At 65.8% G+C, this 14,611-nt stretch carries 13 protein-coding genes; 9 read left to right on the top strand and 4 right to left on the bottom strand.

Annotated features, from left to right (window positions below):
- Positions 1-3 precede the first annotated feature (3 nt).
- Positions 4-1,344, bottom strand: a complete 1,341-nt coding sequence (locus AWC02_RS02735; protein WP_085127011.1) for a cytochrome P450 — start codon at positions 1,342-1,344, stop codon at positions 4-6.
- 109 nt (positions 1,345-1,453) lie between these two features.
- Between AWC02_RS02735 and AWC02_RS02730 the strand changes: the two genes are divergently transcribed.
- A complete protein-coding gene (locus AWC02_RS02730; RefSeq protein ID WP_085127009.1) occupies positions 1,454-2,062 on the top strand; it encodes a TetR/AcrR family transcriptional regulator in 609 nt (202 codons plus the stop codon).
- 1 nt (position 2,063) lies between these two features.
- Here the strand turns inward: AWC02_RS02730 and AWC02_RS02725 are convergent, their stop codons facing one another.
- Both AWC02_RS02725 and AWC02_RS02720 read right to left on the bottom strand, forming a co-directional pair.
- Positions 2,064-3,164: a fatty acid desaturase family protein gene (locus tag AWC02_RS02725; protein ID WP_237160297.1), complete on the bottom strand. Its 1,101-nt coding sequence runs from the start codon at positions 3,162-3,164 to the stop codon at positions 2,064-2,066.
- Between the two features lie 33 nt (positions 3,165-3,197).
- Positions 3,198-4,250: a ferredoxin reductase gene (locus AWC02_RS02720; RefSeq protein WP_085127005.1), complete on the bottom strand. Its 1,053-nt coding sequence runs from the start codon at positions 4,248-4,250 to the stop codon at positions 3,198-3,200.
- A 69-nt stretch (positions 4,251-4,319) separates the two neighbouring features.
- Here AWC02_RS02720 and AWC02_RS02715 point away from each other — a divergent pair, with 69 nt between their 5' ends.
- The 6 genes from AWC02_RS02715 to AWC02_RS02690 all read left to right on the top strand — a co-directional run bounded on the left by AWC02_RS02715 (position 4,320) and on the right by AWC02_RS02690 (position 12,099).
- A complete protein-coding gene (locus AWC02_RS02715) occupies positions 4,320-5,036 on the top strand; it encodes a TetR family transcriptional regulator (RefSeq protein ID WP_085127003.1) in 717 nt (238 codons plus the stop codon).
- A 4-nt stretch (positions 5,037-5,040) separates the two neighbouring features.
- Positions 5,041-6,090, top strand: coding sequence for a DUF4185 domain-containing protein (locus AWC02_RS02710; protein WP_085127001.1), 1,050 nt, complete (start codon positions 5,041-5,043; stop codon positions 6,088-6,090).
- 152 nt (positions 6,091-6,242) lie between these two features.
- Positions 6,243-7,664 (top strand): alkaline phosphatase family protein, encoded by a 1,422-nt coding sequence (locus AWC02_RS02705; RefSeq protein ID WP_085126999.1) that lies wholly within the window; start codon positions 6,243-6,245, stop codon positions 7,662-7,664.
- 53 nt (positions 7,665-7,717) lie between these two features.
- Positions 7,718-9,187 (top strand): alkaline phosphatase family protein, encoded by a 1,470-nt coding sequence (locus AWC02_RS02700; protein WP_085126998.1) that lies wholly within the window; start codon positions 7,718-7,720, stop codon positions 9,185-9,187.
- Positions 9,188-9,344: 157 nt separating this feature from the next.
- Positions 9,345-10,790, top strand: a complete 1,446-nt coding sequence (locus tag AWC02_RS02695; protein WP_085126996.1) for an alkaline phosphatase family protein — start codon at positions 9,345-9,347, stop codon at positions 10,788-10,790.
- 190 nt (positions 10,791-10,980) lie between these two features.
- Positions 10,981-12,099 carry a nitronate monooxygenase gene (locus tag AWC02_RS02690; RefSeq protein WP_085126994.1) on the top strand — a complete coding sequence of 373 codons (1,119 nt, stop codon included), beginning with the start codon at positions 10,981-10,983 and terminating at the stop codon, positions 12,097-12,099.
- Between the two features lie 14 nt (positions 12,100-12,113).
- Here the strand turns inward: AWC02_RS02690 and AWC02_RS02685 are convergent, their stop codons facing one another.
- Positions 12,114-12,725, bottom strand: coding sequence for a GNAT family N-acetyltransferase (locus AWC02_RS02685; RefSeq protein ID WP_085126992.1), 612 nt, complete (start codon positions 12,723-12,725; stop codon positions 12,114-12,116).
- A gap of 417 nt (positions 12,726-13,142) precedes the next feature.
- Between AWC02_RS02685 and AWC02_RS02680 the strand changes: the two genes are divergently transcribed.
- Positions 13,143-13,475: a VOC family protein gene (locus AWC02_RS02680; protein WP_275986728.1), complete on the top strand. Its 333-nt coding sequence runs from the start codon at positions 13,143-13,145 to the stop codon at positions 13,473-13,475.
- A gap of 71 nt (positions 13,476-13,546) precedes the next feature.
- Positions 13,547-14,032 carry a hypothetical protein gene (locus AWC02_RS21565; RefSeq protein WP_133055597.1) on the top strand — a complete coding sequence of 162 codons (486 nt, stop codon included), beginning with the start codon at positions 13,547-13,549 and terminating at the stop codon, positions 14,030-14,032.
- The last annotated feature ends 579 nt before the right edge of the window (positions 14,033-14,611 follow it).

The following is a 14,611-nucleotide window of genomic DNA, read 5'->3' as shown; positions in this document are numbered from 1 at the left end:
GCGTCAGTCGCGGCGCCGCACGGTGATCCGGCCGCCGTTCTTGGGCGTGAAGGCCACACCCCGGGAGTGGAACTTCTCGCCCGGCGCTGTGGTGGGCTCGATGGCCAGGCGCTGCAGCACCGTCCGCAGCACCACATCCATCTCCACGTTGGCGAATGTGGAGCCCGGGCACCGTCGGGTCCCGCCGCCGTAGGGCAGCCACTCGAACGCCGACGGGCTGCCGGTGAGGTAGCGCTTGGGGTCGAACCCGTCGGGGTCGTCGAATGCGCCGGGGTTTCGGTGGATCTCGTTGATCGCCACGATCACCGAGTACCCCCGCGGGATCACCCACTCGCCGATCGTGACGCTGGGTGCGTAGACATGCCGTCCCGAGAAGTCGATCACGGTGCGCACCCGCTGCACTTCGCGAATGGTGGCACGCCGCAACGCGTTCCCGCCGGCATCTGCCTCAGCGGTCAGCTCGTCGAGGAGTTCTGGATGGCGACTCAGCCGCTCGAAGACCCAGGCCATGGTCGATGCCGTGGTCTCGTGCCCCGCGGCCAGCAGGGTCAGCAGCTCGTCGCCGATCTCCTTGCGGGTCATGGCCGTGCCGTCTTCGTAGGTGCTGCTCAAGAGCAGAGTCAGCACATCCGAACGGTTCTCGAAGTCGGGATCGGCGCGGACGTCGGCGATCAGCTTGTCCAAGACGAGCTCGTATTCGGCGCGCCAGGCGGCCAGCCGGCCCCATGGGGTGAACCGGCCGTAGCGGCGGATCGGAATCGGCAGTGCCGCAAGGCGCGAACCCAGTGTCACCCATTTGGGCAGGCCGATCCGCAGCTTGTCCAGGTCGGCGCCTTCGGCCCCGAAGATCGCCCGCAGGATCACGTTGATGGTGATCCTGTTCATCGGCCGAAAGGTGTCGAACGGCTTTCCGATGGGCCAGGTGGCCATCTCGCGCAGGGTCTCCTCGACGATGATCTGCTCGTAGGCCCGCACCCGCTTGCCGTGAAACGGCGGGCTCAACAGGTTGCGCCGGCGCCGATGTGCCGCACCGTCCAGGGCGAACACCGACCCTTCCCCCAGGATCCGCGACAGGTTGGGCTGGATGTTGCCCAGATCCTCCGGGCTGGTCAGCAGGACCTGCCTGGCCAATTCGGGATCGGTCACAAAGACCGTCGGCCCGAACATCGGAACGTCGACAGTGAAGGCGGCGCCGTAGCGCCGGGTCAGGCCCAGCAGGGCCCGGCGGCGGGACAAGATGAACAGCAGTCCCGCCGTCAGCTTGGAGTGACGCGGGCCGGGCGGCAGGTTGATCGCCGGGGGCTCGATGGCGTCCGCGGCCGTCCCGGTAACCATATGGGTCATGCGACGCCTCCCGACGTGAGCGTGGTACTGGGGCGTACCAAATCCGTGAGGGACACGGTACTCTTAGGTACCAATTAGGGGCAAGGCTTACCCGTGGGGAGGTGCGGCGATGACGATCCCGGCAATCGATGCCCCGGCGGCGGACGCCGCCGACCCGTTCCGCCGCCGACTGCTCGACGGGCTGGCCGATTCGATCTCCGAACGCGGGTACCGGGCCAGCACCGTCGCTGAGATCGTGCGCGCCGCCCGCACCTCCAAGCGCACCTTCTACGACCACTTCGCCAGCAAGGAGGAGTGCTTTCTGGAGCTGCTGCGGGTGGACAACGAGGAATTGGCTCTGCGAATCCAGACCGCGGTGGACCCTCAGGCCGAATGGCAGGTCCAGATCCGTCAGGCGGTCCAGGCCTACGTCGCCAAGATCCGCGCGCGACCGGCGATCACCTTGAGCTGGATTCGCGATATGCCGTCGCTGGGCGAGGTTGCCCGACCGGCCCAGCGCCACGGCCTGGAGTTGATGTCGAACCTGCTGATCGAGCTCAGCGGCAGTCCCGGGTTTCGCCGGGCGAACCTCCCGCCGTTGAGCCCGGCCCTGGCGGTGATTCTGCTGGGCGGCCTGCGCGAACTCACCGCCCTGGCTGTCGAGGACGGCACCGATATCGGCGTGATCACCGAGCCGGCCATCGACGCGTCGATCGCACTGCTGGGCCCCCGGGGCTGACTCAGCTCCAGGGCAGTGCCAGTTTGCAGATCTTGCGGACCACGCTGCCGAACTGCTTGAGCAGCGGCCCGGTGTTGTAGGGCACGCCGTAGCGCTCGCAGATCTCGCGCACCTGCGGTGCGATTTCGGCATAGCGGTGCGCCGGCAGGTCGGGAAACAGGTGATGCTCGACCTGAAACGACAGGTTGCCGGTCAGGACGTGAAACCACTTGCCGCCGGTCAGGTTTGCCGAACCGAGGATCTGGCGGTAGTACCACATGCCCCGCGACTCGTTCACGGCCTCTTCGACGGTGAACTCCTGGGTGCCCTCGGGAAAGTGCCCGCAGAAAATGATCATGTAGGCCCACACGTTGCGCATCAGGTTGGCGGTCATGTTTCCGGCAAACACCAGCGGCGCGAACGGCCCCGCCAACAGCGGGAAAGCGACATAGTCCTTCAGGGTCTGGCGACGCACCTTCTGCCAGGTCTCCCGCAGCATTTCCCGCTTGTCGGCCAACCCGATCTCACCGGCGCGGATACGTTCGGCTTCCAGTTCGTGCACTGCGACGCCGTACTGGAACAGCACCATCAGCAAGAAGGCGTACAACGGGTTGCCCAAGTAGTAGGGCTCCCAGGGCTGCTTGTCGCTCATCCGCAGAATGCCGTAGCCGACGTCGCGGTCCATTCCGACGATGTTGGTGTAGGTGTGGTGCATGTAGTTGTGCGAGTGCCGCCACTGATCGGCAGGGCAGGCGGTGTCCCACTCGAAGTGCTTGCCGTACAACGCCGGTTCGCCCATCCAGTCGTACTGGCCGTGCATGACGTTGTGACCGATCTCCATGTTGTCGAGGATCTTCGACAAGCCGAGCATGGCCGTGCCGGCCAGCCAGGCCGGCGGGAGGATTCCGAGGAACAGCAGGGCGCGCCCACCGACCTCAAGGGCGCGCTGCGCCTTGATGACGCGATGGATGTAGTCCGCGTCACGCTCGCCGAGGTCGTCGAGGACACGCTGGCGCAGGGCGTCGAGTTCGGCGCCGAAGGCGTCAAGACGCGCCGGCAGATCTGAGCGCTTGGGGGTCACCGCCTGTTCGGGCTGTGTTCGCTCAAGGACTGACTGTGTCATGGTTGGCTCCTTGGGTTGTGAGGTCGTTGAACTTCAGAGGTCGATTGCGACGTCGCCGACGGGCACCGAAACGCAGATCTGGATGTCTTCTTCCTCGGCGGTGGAGACCGCACCGGTGATCAGGTTGCGCACCGTGCCAACGGTTTTGCGGCAGGTGCAGCTGTGGCAGATGCCCATGCGGCATCCGCTGGCCGGTTTCAGTCCGGCGGCTTCGGCCTGCTCCAACAGGGGCCGGCCGTCATCGGCCACCGCGACGGTGCTGTCGAGGAATGTCACCCGCCCACCGGAAGCGCCGGCCGGCGCGAACTCCGGCGGCACGAAGCTCTCAGAGATCGCGTCGGGGCGCTGCTCCCGCACCGCCGCCACCAGGCTCGGTGGACCGCACACATAGACCGCCTCGGCGTCTGGCATGGCGGCCTGCAGGTGTTCGGCACCGAAATGGCCCCGCAGGTCGCCGGCGTCGGGCGTGCGGGTGTAACTGTGCAGGACGCGGACTCGCGGCATGGCCGCGAGTTCGTCGCGGTAGCAGGCCTCCTCGCTACTGCGGGCGTAGTGCAGGAAGGTCACCCGGCCCGCGTATTGCTCGGCGTTGAGGGTGCGCAGCATCGACATCACCGGGGTGATGCCGCTGCCACCGGAGACCAGCAGGATCCGGCGGGGGCGGATCGCGGGAAGTACGAAGTCACCGGCGGGCCGGTCCAGGCCGACGACCATCCCCGGCCGGGCGTTGCGGAAGAGATGCTCCGAGACCAGGCCCCCTTCGTGGCGGCCGATGGTGAGCTCGAGCAGCCGCTGACCCTCGGCGCTTGCCGGCGAGTAGCAGCGGGTGCGCCGGCGCCCGTCGATGTCGACGGACAGGTTGACGTGTTGGCCGGCCTTGAAACCGGGGAACGCGTCGTTGGGTTGCAGGAGCAGCGTCACGCTGCGCGGGGTACTGCGGCGGACCTCCACCACCCGGGCGCGGGCATCGTGTCGCGACCACGTCGGCGACACCAGTTCGGTGTAGCGGTCGACCCCGTGAGGGCCGGTGAGCAGATCGACCAGGCTGGAGCCCAGGACCCGCCGCGTCAACGTTTGAGTGAACATATGTACACAGTGAACACTCGTTCACGACGAGTCAAGGCTTCTTTGCCCGATGTGTTACGCTTCACAACAGTGAACAGTCGTACGCCGAATTCCAGAAGTGGGCGCACGCGGCCACCGCGGCCGGAGCGTGCGGCCCGCCCTGAGCGTCCCCCGCGCCCCGAACAGCCGGAGCGGGTTTCCCGCGAGGAACGCAAGGAGGCCACCCGCCGGGCCATCATCGGCGCGGCGCTGACCCTGGTGGACGAACGCAGCTTCAGTGCGCTGAGCCTGCGCGAGGTGACACGGGCCGCGCACATCGTTCCGGCCGCTTTCTATCGCCATTTCGAGTCGATGGACGCCCTGGGCCTGGTGCTCATCGACGAGTCGTTTCGGGCACTGCGCGAGACTCTGCGCGAGGCCCGGGCCGGCGGCGTGGACCCCAGCCGGATCATCGAGTCCTCCGTGGATGTCCTGGTCGAAAGCGTCAGCTCCCGCCGGGAGTACTGGCGGTTCATCAACCGGGAGCGCTTCGGCGGAATGACGGTGCTGCGCTACGCGATCCGCACCGAGATCCGGCTGATCACCTCCGAACTGGCCACCGACCTGGCGCGCTTCCCCGCATTCAGCGCCTGGAGCTCCGAGGATCTCAACATCCTGGCGGGACTGTTCGTCAACGCGATGATCGTCACCGCCGAAGCCATCGAAGACTCCCCCGATCCCGAGACGCTCACCGAGATCAAACAGGTTGCGGTCAAACAACTTCGAATGATCGCGGTGGGCGCCGGCGGCTGGCGCAGCAAGCCCTGAACCCGTGCGCCCCGCCGCTCGGAATGCCCCTGGGAAGCTGGCCGACGTCACCGGCCCGGGCATCACCGAGAGGTGGGGCGCGACCTGCACAGACCTCGGCGCGTCGGTGCTGGCGCCCAACGGAACGCTGGTGTCGGTGTTCGGCGACACCTTCGCCGGCGACCGCGTCGGCCAGGGCGATTGGCGCTCCCCGGTGATCCTGATCGGCACCGGCGACGCCGCCCATCGGATCCGTTACCACCGGGCCGGCGGCATCGAGGCGCACTACGCCCGCCAACTGTGGCACTACCGGCACCGCGAACCGGTCTCGTGGCTGGACCGCGAGTCCATCAGCACCGTGATCCCGTCGGATCTGCTCCGAGTGGAGCAGACGCTCTACCTGCATGCGATCGTCAACCGTGGCTTCAGCCACGTGGCGTGGACTGAGATCTGGCAGTCGGCCGACAACGGCGTCTCGTGGCACAACGTCGGAACACGGTTTCCGGCCCGGCTGCATCGCGGACACGCCCAGTGCTGGTCCTGGGACTACGACCCCGAAGACGGTTGGGTGTATGTGGTCTCGACCGGGTTCCAGCGCGACAAAGGCGTCATCCTGCAGCGCGTGCGCCCCGCACATCTCGGTGACCCCCGCAAGTACTCCGGCTGGGGCTATCGCGGCGAGCGCCGCGCCTGGGGCCGGCCCCCGGTTCCGATCACCCCACCGGGCGAGACATGGGGCGAGCTGTCCCTGCGCCGGCTGGCGCCGCGCACCTGGGTCCTCGGCGGGTTCATCTCGTCGCACTACGCCCTGGGTTATCGGGTGCTGGAGTCGCCCGCGGCGGATCTGAGCGAGGCACGCCTGCAGCTGCCGCTGCTCGGTTGCGGCTGGGAGAACGAAGACCACGCACGCGGCCGCGTCGCGCAGCTCTACGGCGGCTACGTGCTGCCGGGTTCCCGGGTGGATCACGCCGGCGGGGTGGGCCTGATGGTCTCGCAGTGGCACACCGCGCAGGGCTGGCCGTACCGGGTGATGCAGTTCCGCGCGACGTTGGTCAGCGGTAAGGACGTTCTCTAACCCGCAGGCGCCTGGACGCTCCCCCAACCCCCAGATTCCTCAGTAACTTACTGGGCAAATGAGCGGAGCCGGCCGCTAAGCTTAATTTTTCCTGGGGGTCAGCTGCTAGCATCGCCGCCAAGTGATCCGCATACTCCGGTGAGGAAACGATCGTGACAAAGGTGAAGCAGTTTCTGTGCGGTGCGGCCGTCGCCAGCCTCGTTGCGGGCACGGGAGCGGCAGTGGGGACGCAGGCGGGCCTGTCGACAGTGACTGCCGACTGGATGCTCACCGCCGAGCACGTGCTACTGATCGGTCTCGACGGCGTCAACCTCTCCAAGGTCTTGGAGTACGCCTACAACGACGACAGCGGCTTCAAGACGGCGATGGAGCAGAGCGTCACCGGAACCGCAAGCATCATCAACCACACCACGCTTTCCGGGCCGTCCTGGTCGACGGTCCTCACCGGAGTCTGGGACGACAAGCACGGCGTCTTCAACAACCTGTTCCGGCCCGAGCCGTACACGCAATGGCCGTCGGTGTTCAACCTCATCGAATACAACAAGCCGGAGATCGACACCACGATCATCAGCAATTGGGGCTACCTCAACCAATTGGCCGACTCCGGCGGATACGTCGTGGACAACAACGTCTTCGTGGGCCCCGAGGACAGTCCCGCCCAAAGCGACGAGCTGGTCACCGCGCTGACCATCGCCCAGATCCTCGGCACCGCGGACAACCCGGATGACATCTCGAGTTTCCTGTTCTCCTACCAGTCGCAGGCCGACCACGCCGGGCACGAGTTCGCCGGCGGGTCGGAGGAATACACGCAGGCCATCATCAATCTCGGAGCCAACCTCCAACAGATCCTGGCCGCGATCGCCCAGGTACAGGCAATCACCGGCGACGACTGGTCGGTCCTCATCACCACTGACCACGGCCACCAGCAGACGGTGACGCTGCCCGGTCTGAGCATCGGCCACGGCTTCCAATCGCCCAATGAGACATCGTCGTTCGTCATCTTCGATCAAGCCGGCAACGATGCGACCGACGGCAGCCAGAACCTCAACTACTCGATCGCCGACATCACCCCGACGATCTTGTCGCTGTTCGGCATCCCGCTGCGCTCGGACTTCGACGGCGTCTCGCTCGCGGACGACCCGACCGTTCTGAACAGCCACGTCACGCCCGTCGATCTGGAACAGGCACTCCTGTCCGCGCTGGCGATGTATGGCTACCCGAATATCGGTAACGACATCACGCTGGGAATCCGGACGGTGATCGGCTCCGTCCCCTACTTCCTGAACATGTTTGTCAACGGGATCGACGAATTCCTGCAGGGGATCGTCGACAAGGACATCTTCCTGATCAGCGGGCTGGCCGAGGGCGCTCAGCTGATCAACGGTTTCTTCGGCGGCCTGACCGTGGATGTCACCAACACGCTGGCGCACGGCATTGCCCACCTGCTCGGCTCGGGCGTGATCGCGCCCACGGACGCGCCGCTGCCGCTGCCGGGCAGTGCCGAGTTCTCCGACCCGTCCCTGCTGGCCGTCGACCTGTCGCAGCTGTTCGACTTCGAGGCCCTGTTGGGCTGATCCGCCGAAGCCGGCGGCGCCAACACCCACCACTTCAACCAGGAGACCCGATCGTGACGACAATCAAGAGAGCTCTCTGCGGCGTGGCTGTTGCCAGCCTGGTCGCCGGCACGGGTTCGGTGGTGGGGACGCAGGCGGGTCTGTCGACCGTGACCGCCGAGTGGATGCTTGCAGCGGAGAACTTTCTGCTGCTCGGCACCGACGGAACCCGCATCGACAAGATCCTTGAGTACGCCTTCGACGACGACAGCGGCTTCAAGATGCTGGCGGACCGGGGCATTACCGCCGTCACCAGCCTCACCGGCCACCAGACGCTGTCCACGCCGTCATGGTCGACCATCCTCACCGGGGTGTGGGACGACAAGCATGGGATCGTCAGCAACGTCTACCGCCCGGAGCCGTACACCACCTGGCCCTCAGTGTTCAACCTGATCGAGTACAGTCGGCCGGACGTGGAGACCACCGTGATCTCCGGCCGGGGCCTGTTCACCGAGATCGCCTCCATCGGCCACTATCCGGCCGACAACATCATCGGAATCTCCGGTGGATCCACCTCGGCCGAGATGGACGAGCTCGTCACCCAGGAGACCATCTCCCGCATCCTGGCGACCACCACCAACCCGGATATCCCGAACTTCATGTTCGCCTACCAGTCTCAGGTCGACCACGCCGGACACTCCTACGGCGCCGGGTCCGACGAGTACATGAACGCGGTCATCAACGTCGGGGCGAACCTCAAGCAGATCCTGGAAGCGGTGGCGTTGGCCGAGGCGGCCACCGGCGACAAGTGGAACATCATCCTCACCACCGACCACGGCCATCAGCTGAACCCCGACCTGCCCGGGTTCAGCCTCGGACACGGACTCCAGTCACCTAACGAGACCACGAGTTTCATCATGTTCTCGCTGGCCGGAAATGACGACCAGGCCGGTGCCCAGAATTTGGCGTACCAAACCGTCGACATCGTGCCCACGATCCTGCAGGCCTTCGGAATTCCCATGCGGTCGGACTTCGACGGCACCCCCATGCAGCTCGACCCGGAACTGCTCAACAGCACTGTCTTCCCGGATGACCTGAAAACCGCACTGCAGGCCGCAATCGACTCCTACGGCTACCCGGACATCGGTACCCACCTCATGCTGGGTCTTCGTGCGCTGGCCGGCGGTGCCGGTTACTTCATGCGGGATTGGGCCTTCCCTCCCGTCAACAACTTCTTGCAGTCGATCATCGACCAGGACATCTTCCTGATCAGCGGGCTGGCCCAGGGCGCCCAGTGGGTGTTCAACACCGTCGGTGGGTGGGTGATCGACGTGGCGAACGACTTAGGCCGCGCTATTGCATACCTGACCGGGGCCGGCGTCATTGCGCCCAACGACGCACCGCTGCCCGCGCCGGCCGAATTCACCGCTTCCCTGGAGATGTTGCTGGCCGACCAGACCTTCGCCGCCGTCGACTTCGGTGCCCCCGAGCTGGTCGAGGTCGATGTTCCGCCGGTGTTCGACCTCGACGTACTGGTGGACTGACCAGGGTCCCCCGCGCGGGTACGGCGTCCCGCCGTTCCGCTGGTTTTGCACGCTGCCCTGAGGTGAGCAGACCTGCCGAGAAACCTGAGTTTTCGCTGGGTAACTGCTAGTATCTTCGAGCATCAGCCCCATCACTTCTGACAAAGGGGAACCGATCGTGATATCCGCCAAGAAGTTTCTGTCTGGAGTGGCCGTCGCAACCCTGGTTGCCGGCACCGGGGCCGCCGTCGGGACACCGGTAGGGCTGTCGGCGACCACCGCCGACTGGTTGCTGGCCGCCGAAAACGTGCTGCTGATCGGCGTCGACGGCACCAACCTCTCGAAGATCCTGGAATACGCCTACGACGAGGGCAGCGGCTTCCGCACCCTGATGGATCAGGGCATCACCGGCGCGGCGAGCGAGGTCAACCACACCACGATCTCCGGTCCGTCCTGGTCGACCATCCTCACCGGGGTCTGGGACGACAAGCACGGCGTGATCAACAACGTGTTCTCCCCCGAGCCGTACAACGCCTGGCCCACGGTGTTCAACCTGCTCGAGTACTTCCGCCCCGAGGTCAACACCTCGGTGATCGCCGACTGGGATTTCATCAACGGAATCGGCGAAGCGGGCGGCTACCCGGCCGACCACAACCTGTTCATCCCGTTCCAGGACTCCTGGGCCGCCACCGACGCCGAGGTCACCGAGGAGACCATCGCACAGATCCTCGCGACCACGACCAGCCCGGATATTCCGAATTTCATCTTCTCCTACCAGGTTCAGGTCGATGAGGCCGGTCACACGTTCGGCGGCGGCTCGGCCGAATACGCACAGGCCGTCATCAATGTCGGCGGCAACATCCAGCAGATCATGGACGCGATCGCCATTGCCCAAGGCGAAACCGGCGATGGGTGGACGGTCATCGTCACCACCGACCACGGCCACCAGCAGTCGCTGGGCTTCGGCCACGGCTTCCAATCGCCCAACGAGACTTCGCAATTCGTCATCTTCTCTCTCGCCGGCAACGAGGCGCAGGCCGGCAGCCAGAACCTGAACTACTCCATCGCCGACATCACTCCGACCATCCTGCAGATCTTCGGCGTGCCGCTGCGCTCGGACTTCGACGGGTCTCCGATGTTCACCGACCCGGAGATCACCGGCAGCCTGGTGGAACCGGTCGACCTCAAGCAGGCGCTGCTGTCGGCCATCTCGATGTACGGCTACCCCAACATCGGCAACGACCTGGCCCTGGGCTTGCGCACCGTGGTCGGCACCATCCCCTACGTGCTCAACGGGCTCGTCACCGAGATCGACAAGTTCCTGCAGGGCATCGTCGACCAGGACATCTTCTTGATCAGCGGGCTGGCCGCGGTCGGCCAACAGCTCAACGACTTCTTCGGTGGCCTGACCGTGGACGTGACGCAGTTGTTGGCGCGCGGCGTCGCCTACCTGACGGGATCCGGGGTGATCGCGCCGACCGACGCTCCGCTGCCCCCGCCGGGAAGCGCCGAGTTCTCCTGGCTGGATGCGCTGCTGACCGACCAGGGCTTGGGCGCTGGGGACCTGGCCGACGCCGAAGTGCCTCCGCTGCTCGACCTCGATCTGGATGCACTGGTGGCCTGACCCACCCGACAACACGCACGTTGTGCCGCCAGGCGAGAGCATCTTGCCTGGCGGCACAGCGCGTTCTGCGGTAATTCCGCACCCGCCGCCGAGCGCGCAGGGTGCTGCGATAGCGTCCTGACAGTCACCTGGGCCCTCGCCGGGCCAGGTCCCGGTCAGTGATCTCGTCCCCTGAAGGAGCGGTGGAACCGTGAAGACCCCCATCTGCGAGCAGTACGGCATCGACTTTCCGCTGTTCGCCTTCAGCCACTGCCGCGACGTGGTGGCCGCGGTGACGAACGCTGGCGGCTTCGGTGTGCTCGGCGGCGCCGCCTACACCCCCGAACAGCTGGACCAGGAACTGACCTGGATCGACGAGCAGGTCAAGGGCAAGCCGTACGGCATCGACATCATCGTCCCGGCGAAGTTCGAGGGCAAGGGCGAGAACCTGTCCGGCCGCCAACTGTCCGACCGGATCCCCGACGAGTACAAGTCCTTCATCGCAGATCTGCTAGCCCAACACGACATCGAGCCCGACGAGACCCCCCGCCTGGGATCGGCCTTGCTGGCCGGCACCGCGGGCGAGCAACTGCTCGAAGTTGCCGTCTCCCATCCCATCCGCCTGATGGCCAACGCACTCGGCGTCCCGCCGGACTACATGATCAAGTCCGGGAAAGACAATGACATCCCGGTTGCGGCCCTGGTGGGCGCCAAGGAGCACGCCATCAAACAGGTGGCCCACGGCGTCGACCTCATCGTCGCTCAGGGCACCGAGGCCGGCGGACACTGCGGCGAAGTATCGACGCTGGTCGTGGTCCCCGAAGTCATCGAGGCCATCGATGACGCCGTGCCCGTGCTCGCCGCCGGCGGGATCGTCACCGGCCGCCAGATGGCGGCGTGCGTGGCGCTGGGCGCCGCCGGTGCCTGGACCGGTTCGGTGTGGCTCACCACCGAGGAAGCCGAAACCGCGCCGCACACCGTGCAGAAGATGCTCGCGGCCAGCTCGCGGGACACCATCCGCTCCACGGGGCGCACCGGCAAGCCCGCTCGCCAGCTGGTCTCGGACTGGACGGACGCGTGGCGGCCCAACGAAAAGGGTCATCCGACGTTGCCGTTGCCGCTGCAGTCCATGCTGGCCGAGCCGACGCTTCGTCGCATCGACAAGTTGGCGGCCACCGGACATGAGGGCGCGCAGGCGCTCTCGACCTACTTCGTCGGCCAAGGTGTGGGCCTGATGAACAAGGTGAAGCCGGCGCGCGACGTCGTGTTCGAGTTCGCCCGGGACTACCTTGCTGCCGCCGAACGCCTCGGCGACACCGTCAGCGACTGAGCCGAGCCGGTCGGCTAGGGCGTCTGCGGCTCCCGCCACATCTTCCACAACGTCGGGCCGCCGTTGGGCACCTTGATCTCGCCGATCACACGGAAACCGAACCGCTCGTAGTACGGCACGTTCTCCGCTTTGCTCGACTCGAGGTAGGCCGGGCACAGCTCGGCGTCACAGCGATCCAGCCGCGGCTGCATGACGGCCTGCCCGAAGCCGCGCCCCCGCACCGCGGGGTCACTGCCGATCACCGCCAGGTACCAGTGCGGCTCCTCGGGGTGGTTGGCATCCAGCAGATCGGTCAGTGCGCGGCCCTGGGAAAGCCGAAAGCCCAGGGACAGGAGCAACGACGGCACCATCCGCAGCTGCGACCACACCGACTGCTTCCAGCGGTTGGGCGGATCCCACAGTGCAGCCGCCCCGACTTCCGCACCGTCGTAGGCCACCTCGACGCCGCCGCCGGCCAGGTGGTGGTAGCGGGTCGAGGTGCCGAAGAACGTGGTCAGCTGTCCAGTGCGGGCGTCGTCATCGGGCAACAGCCACATCGACACCGGGTCGTCGTAAAACGCCCGCCCCAAGGCCTGCGCCAGTGGTGTGATGTCCGGTTTGAGCGCGGGCCGCGCTTCGATTCCCATGCGGTTAGATTAGTGTCTCGGGTCCGGCGGGTGCGCAGATTATTTGCGCGCGGGGGCGTTGGGCAGCGGCGTTCACGCCGGGTTCGCTTGCCGCACGCAGCCGACACAACGATTGTGGCCGCCTCAGTCCGCCGGTGATCCGTAGGCGAAATCCGCTACTGCACTGAGCATCTCGTCGGGCTTTCCACCAGGGGCTATGCCCCCATCCGGCGACGACCACGGGCGCCAAGCCCGCCTTGCGGTGGGGGCCGACGTTCCTGGGGGCCGGGGTCAGCACGTCGGTTTCGCTCCCGCCCCACCAGCACCTGGGCCAACCAAAGCAGCCCGGGCGTTTACCCACCCGGTGACGGTATCCCTGGCTTAGCCTGGACCGAGATCGAACCACAGGAGGAAGTAGTGAGCGACCACGACATCCGGATGATCGTCTTGTCCACCGACAACCTGGACGAATCGATCAAGTTCTACAGCGAGACCCTGGGCATGCCGCTGAAGTTTCGCGACGGGGCGCACTTCGCCGCCCTTGACGGCGGTTCGGTGACACTGGCTCTGGCGACCGCGGTCGACCACCCCATACACGGACAGGTGGTGGTCGGCATCAAGACCGACGACGTCGACGGTGCGGCGAAGGCCATCGAAGCCAGCGGCGGCGGAATTGTGAAAGGCCCCTACGACGATGCCCATGAGCGTCGTGCGGTGGTCTACGACAACAAGGGCAACGGACTGGTTTTCTATAAGCCGTTGGCACGGTAGGGAGATTTCCCCGTAGTCGCCGCGCTGCATTCGAACGGTGTTTCGCCGGATTCGGGTTTAACATCCGGACTGTGACGATGACACCGCCACCGTGGCCCGGACCACCGCCTAGTCGACCCAGTGGCCGGCCGATCGCCGCGCTAACCATCGGCCTTATCGCAACCGCTGTAGTGGCTGTAGCGGGCGTTCTTATTAGTCTCAACCGGGCCGCCCCGCCTGTTGCCACGTACTCCACCGGCGAGAGGGCTGCGGCAAAAGTACAGTTCTGCGAGAGATTCAATCTGGCTTTTCGCGCTTCGCAGATCGATACAGCCCCAGGCGGCGAGATTGCTTTGGCGCGCATTGCGATGGTCAACGGCGCCCAGATACTCGAAACGGCGGCGGCCGATCCACCGCTTGACGCCAGTCTCCGCGACGCTGGCCATGTGTTGGCGATATCCCTGCAAACTCAGGCAGCATTGGCCAGCACAGAAACCGCTACGTCGGCGGCATGGCAGCAGATAGTTGACGACACGAACGCTAACGCTCGAGCGGTGAAGGCGCTGTGCGGTGAATGAGCTCATTGATGGCCAGGTACGGCAGTCGTCTAACGGGCGCCAAGAATCACGACGCCGGTGGGCGCGGCTACCGCGTAGAAGCTATGAGGCACACCCGATGCCGCGTACGAGCGCCGCACTGAAGCCAGCTGGTGTAGCTCATTGGCGGTCGGCCGGAAATGCTGATGCGGTCCACCCACAGAGTTGCCGGGCGCAGTTTATATTCGCGAAGTGAACACGAATTCGCCGCTCGGCCCTCATCCCCTTCCCCCAAGCGCACGAGGGCGCCCGGCGACTGCGCTCGCAGCGCTAGCGGTCCTGATTGCGGCCACGGCCTTGATGAGCGCGCTCACCCGCCCGTCAGAAGGAGCGGAACGGACCTTCACTGCTATTCAGAGGGCCGACGCGAAGGACCATCTCTGCCGCAGTTACAGGCTTGCAGCCAACGCGGAACATACCGAGACGAATACTCCCAATAATATTGCGCTCGCGCGCCTCTCGGCAACCAATGGTGCACTGATCCGATAGTGCCCCGTGGGGTGGTGGACTTCGGATCGGCGTGAGTCACGCGTGGTGATCAACGAGTCATGCTGGATGCTA

It is taken from the genome of Mycolicibacter engbaekii, assembly GCF_002101585.1.
Taxonomy (GTDB): Bacteria; Actinomycetota; Actinomycetes; order Mycobacteriales; family Mycobacteriaceae; genus Mycobacterium; species Mycobacterium engbaekii.
The sequence above is the reverse complement of the archived record's forward strand: the minus strand, read 5'-3'. Positions and strand labels throughout refer to the sequence as shown.

Excerpts from the sequence above, each read along its gene's own strand:
- AWC02_RS02735 (WP_085127011.1), bottom strand. The coding sequence starts at position 1,344 with ATGACCCATATGGTTACCGGGACGGCCGCGGACGCCATCGAGCCCCCG.
- AWC02_RS02730 (WP_085127009.1), top strand. The coding sequence starts at position 1,454 with ATGACGATCCCGGCAATCGATGCCCCGGCGGCGGACGCCGCCGACCCG.
- AWC02_RS02725 (WP_237160297.1), bottom strand. The coding sequence starts at position 3,164 with ATGACACAGTCAGTCCTTGAGCGAACACAGCCCGAACAGGCGGTGACC.
- AWC02_RS02720 (WP_085127005.1), bottom strand. The coding sequence starts at position 4,250 with ATGTTCACTCAAACGTTGACGCGGCGGGTCCTGGGCTCCAGCCTGGTC.
- AWC02_RS02685 (WP_085126992.1), bottom strand. The coding sequence starts at position 12,725 with ATGGGAATCGAAGCGCGGCCCGCGCTCAAACCGGACATCACACCACTG.
- AWC02_RS02680 (WP_275986728.1), top strand. The coding sequence starts at position 13,143 with ATGATCGTCTTGTCCACCGACAACCTGGACGAATCGATCAAGTTCTAC.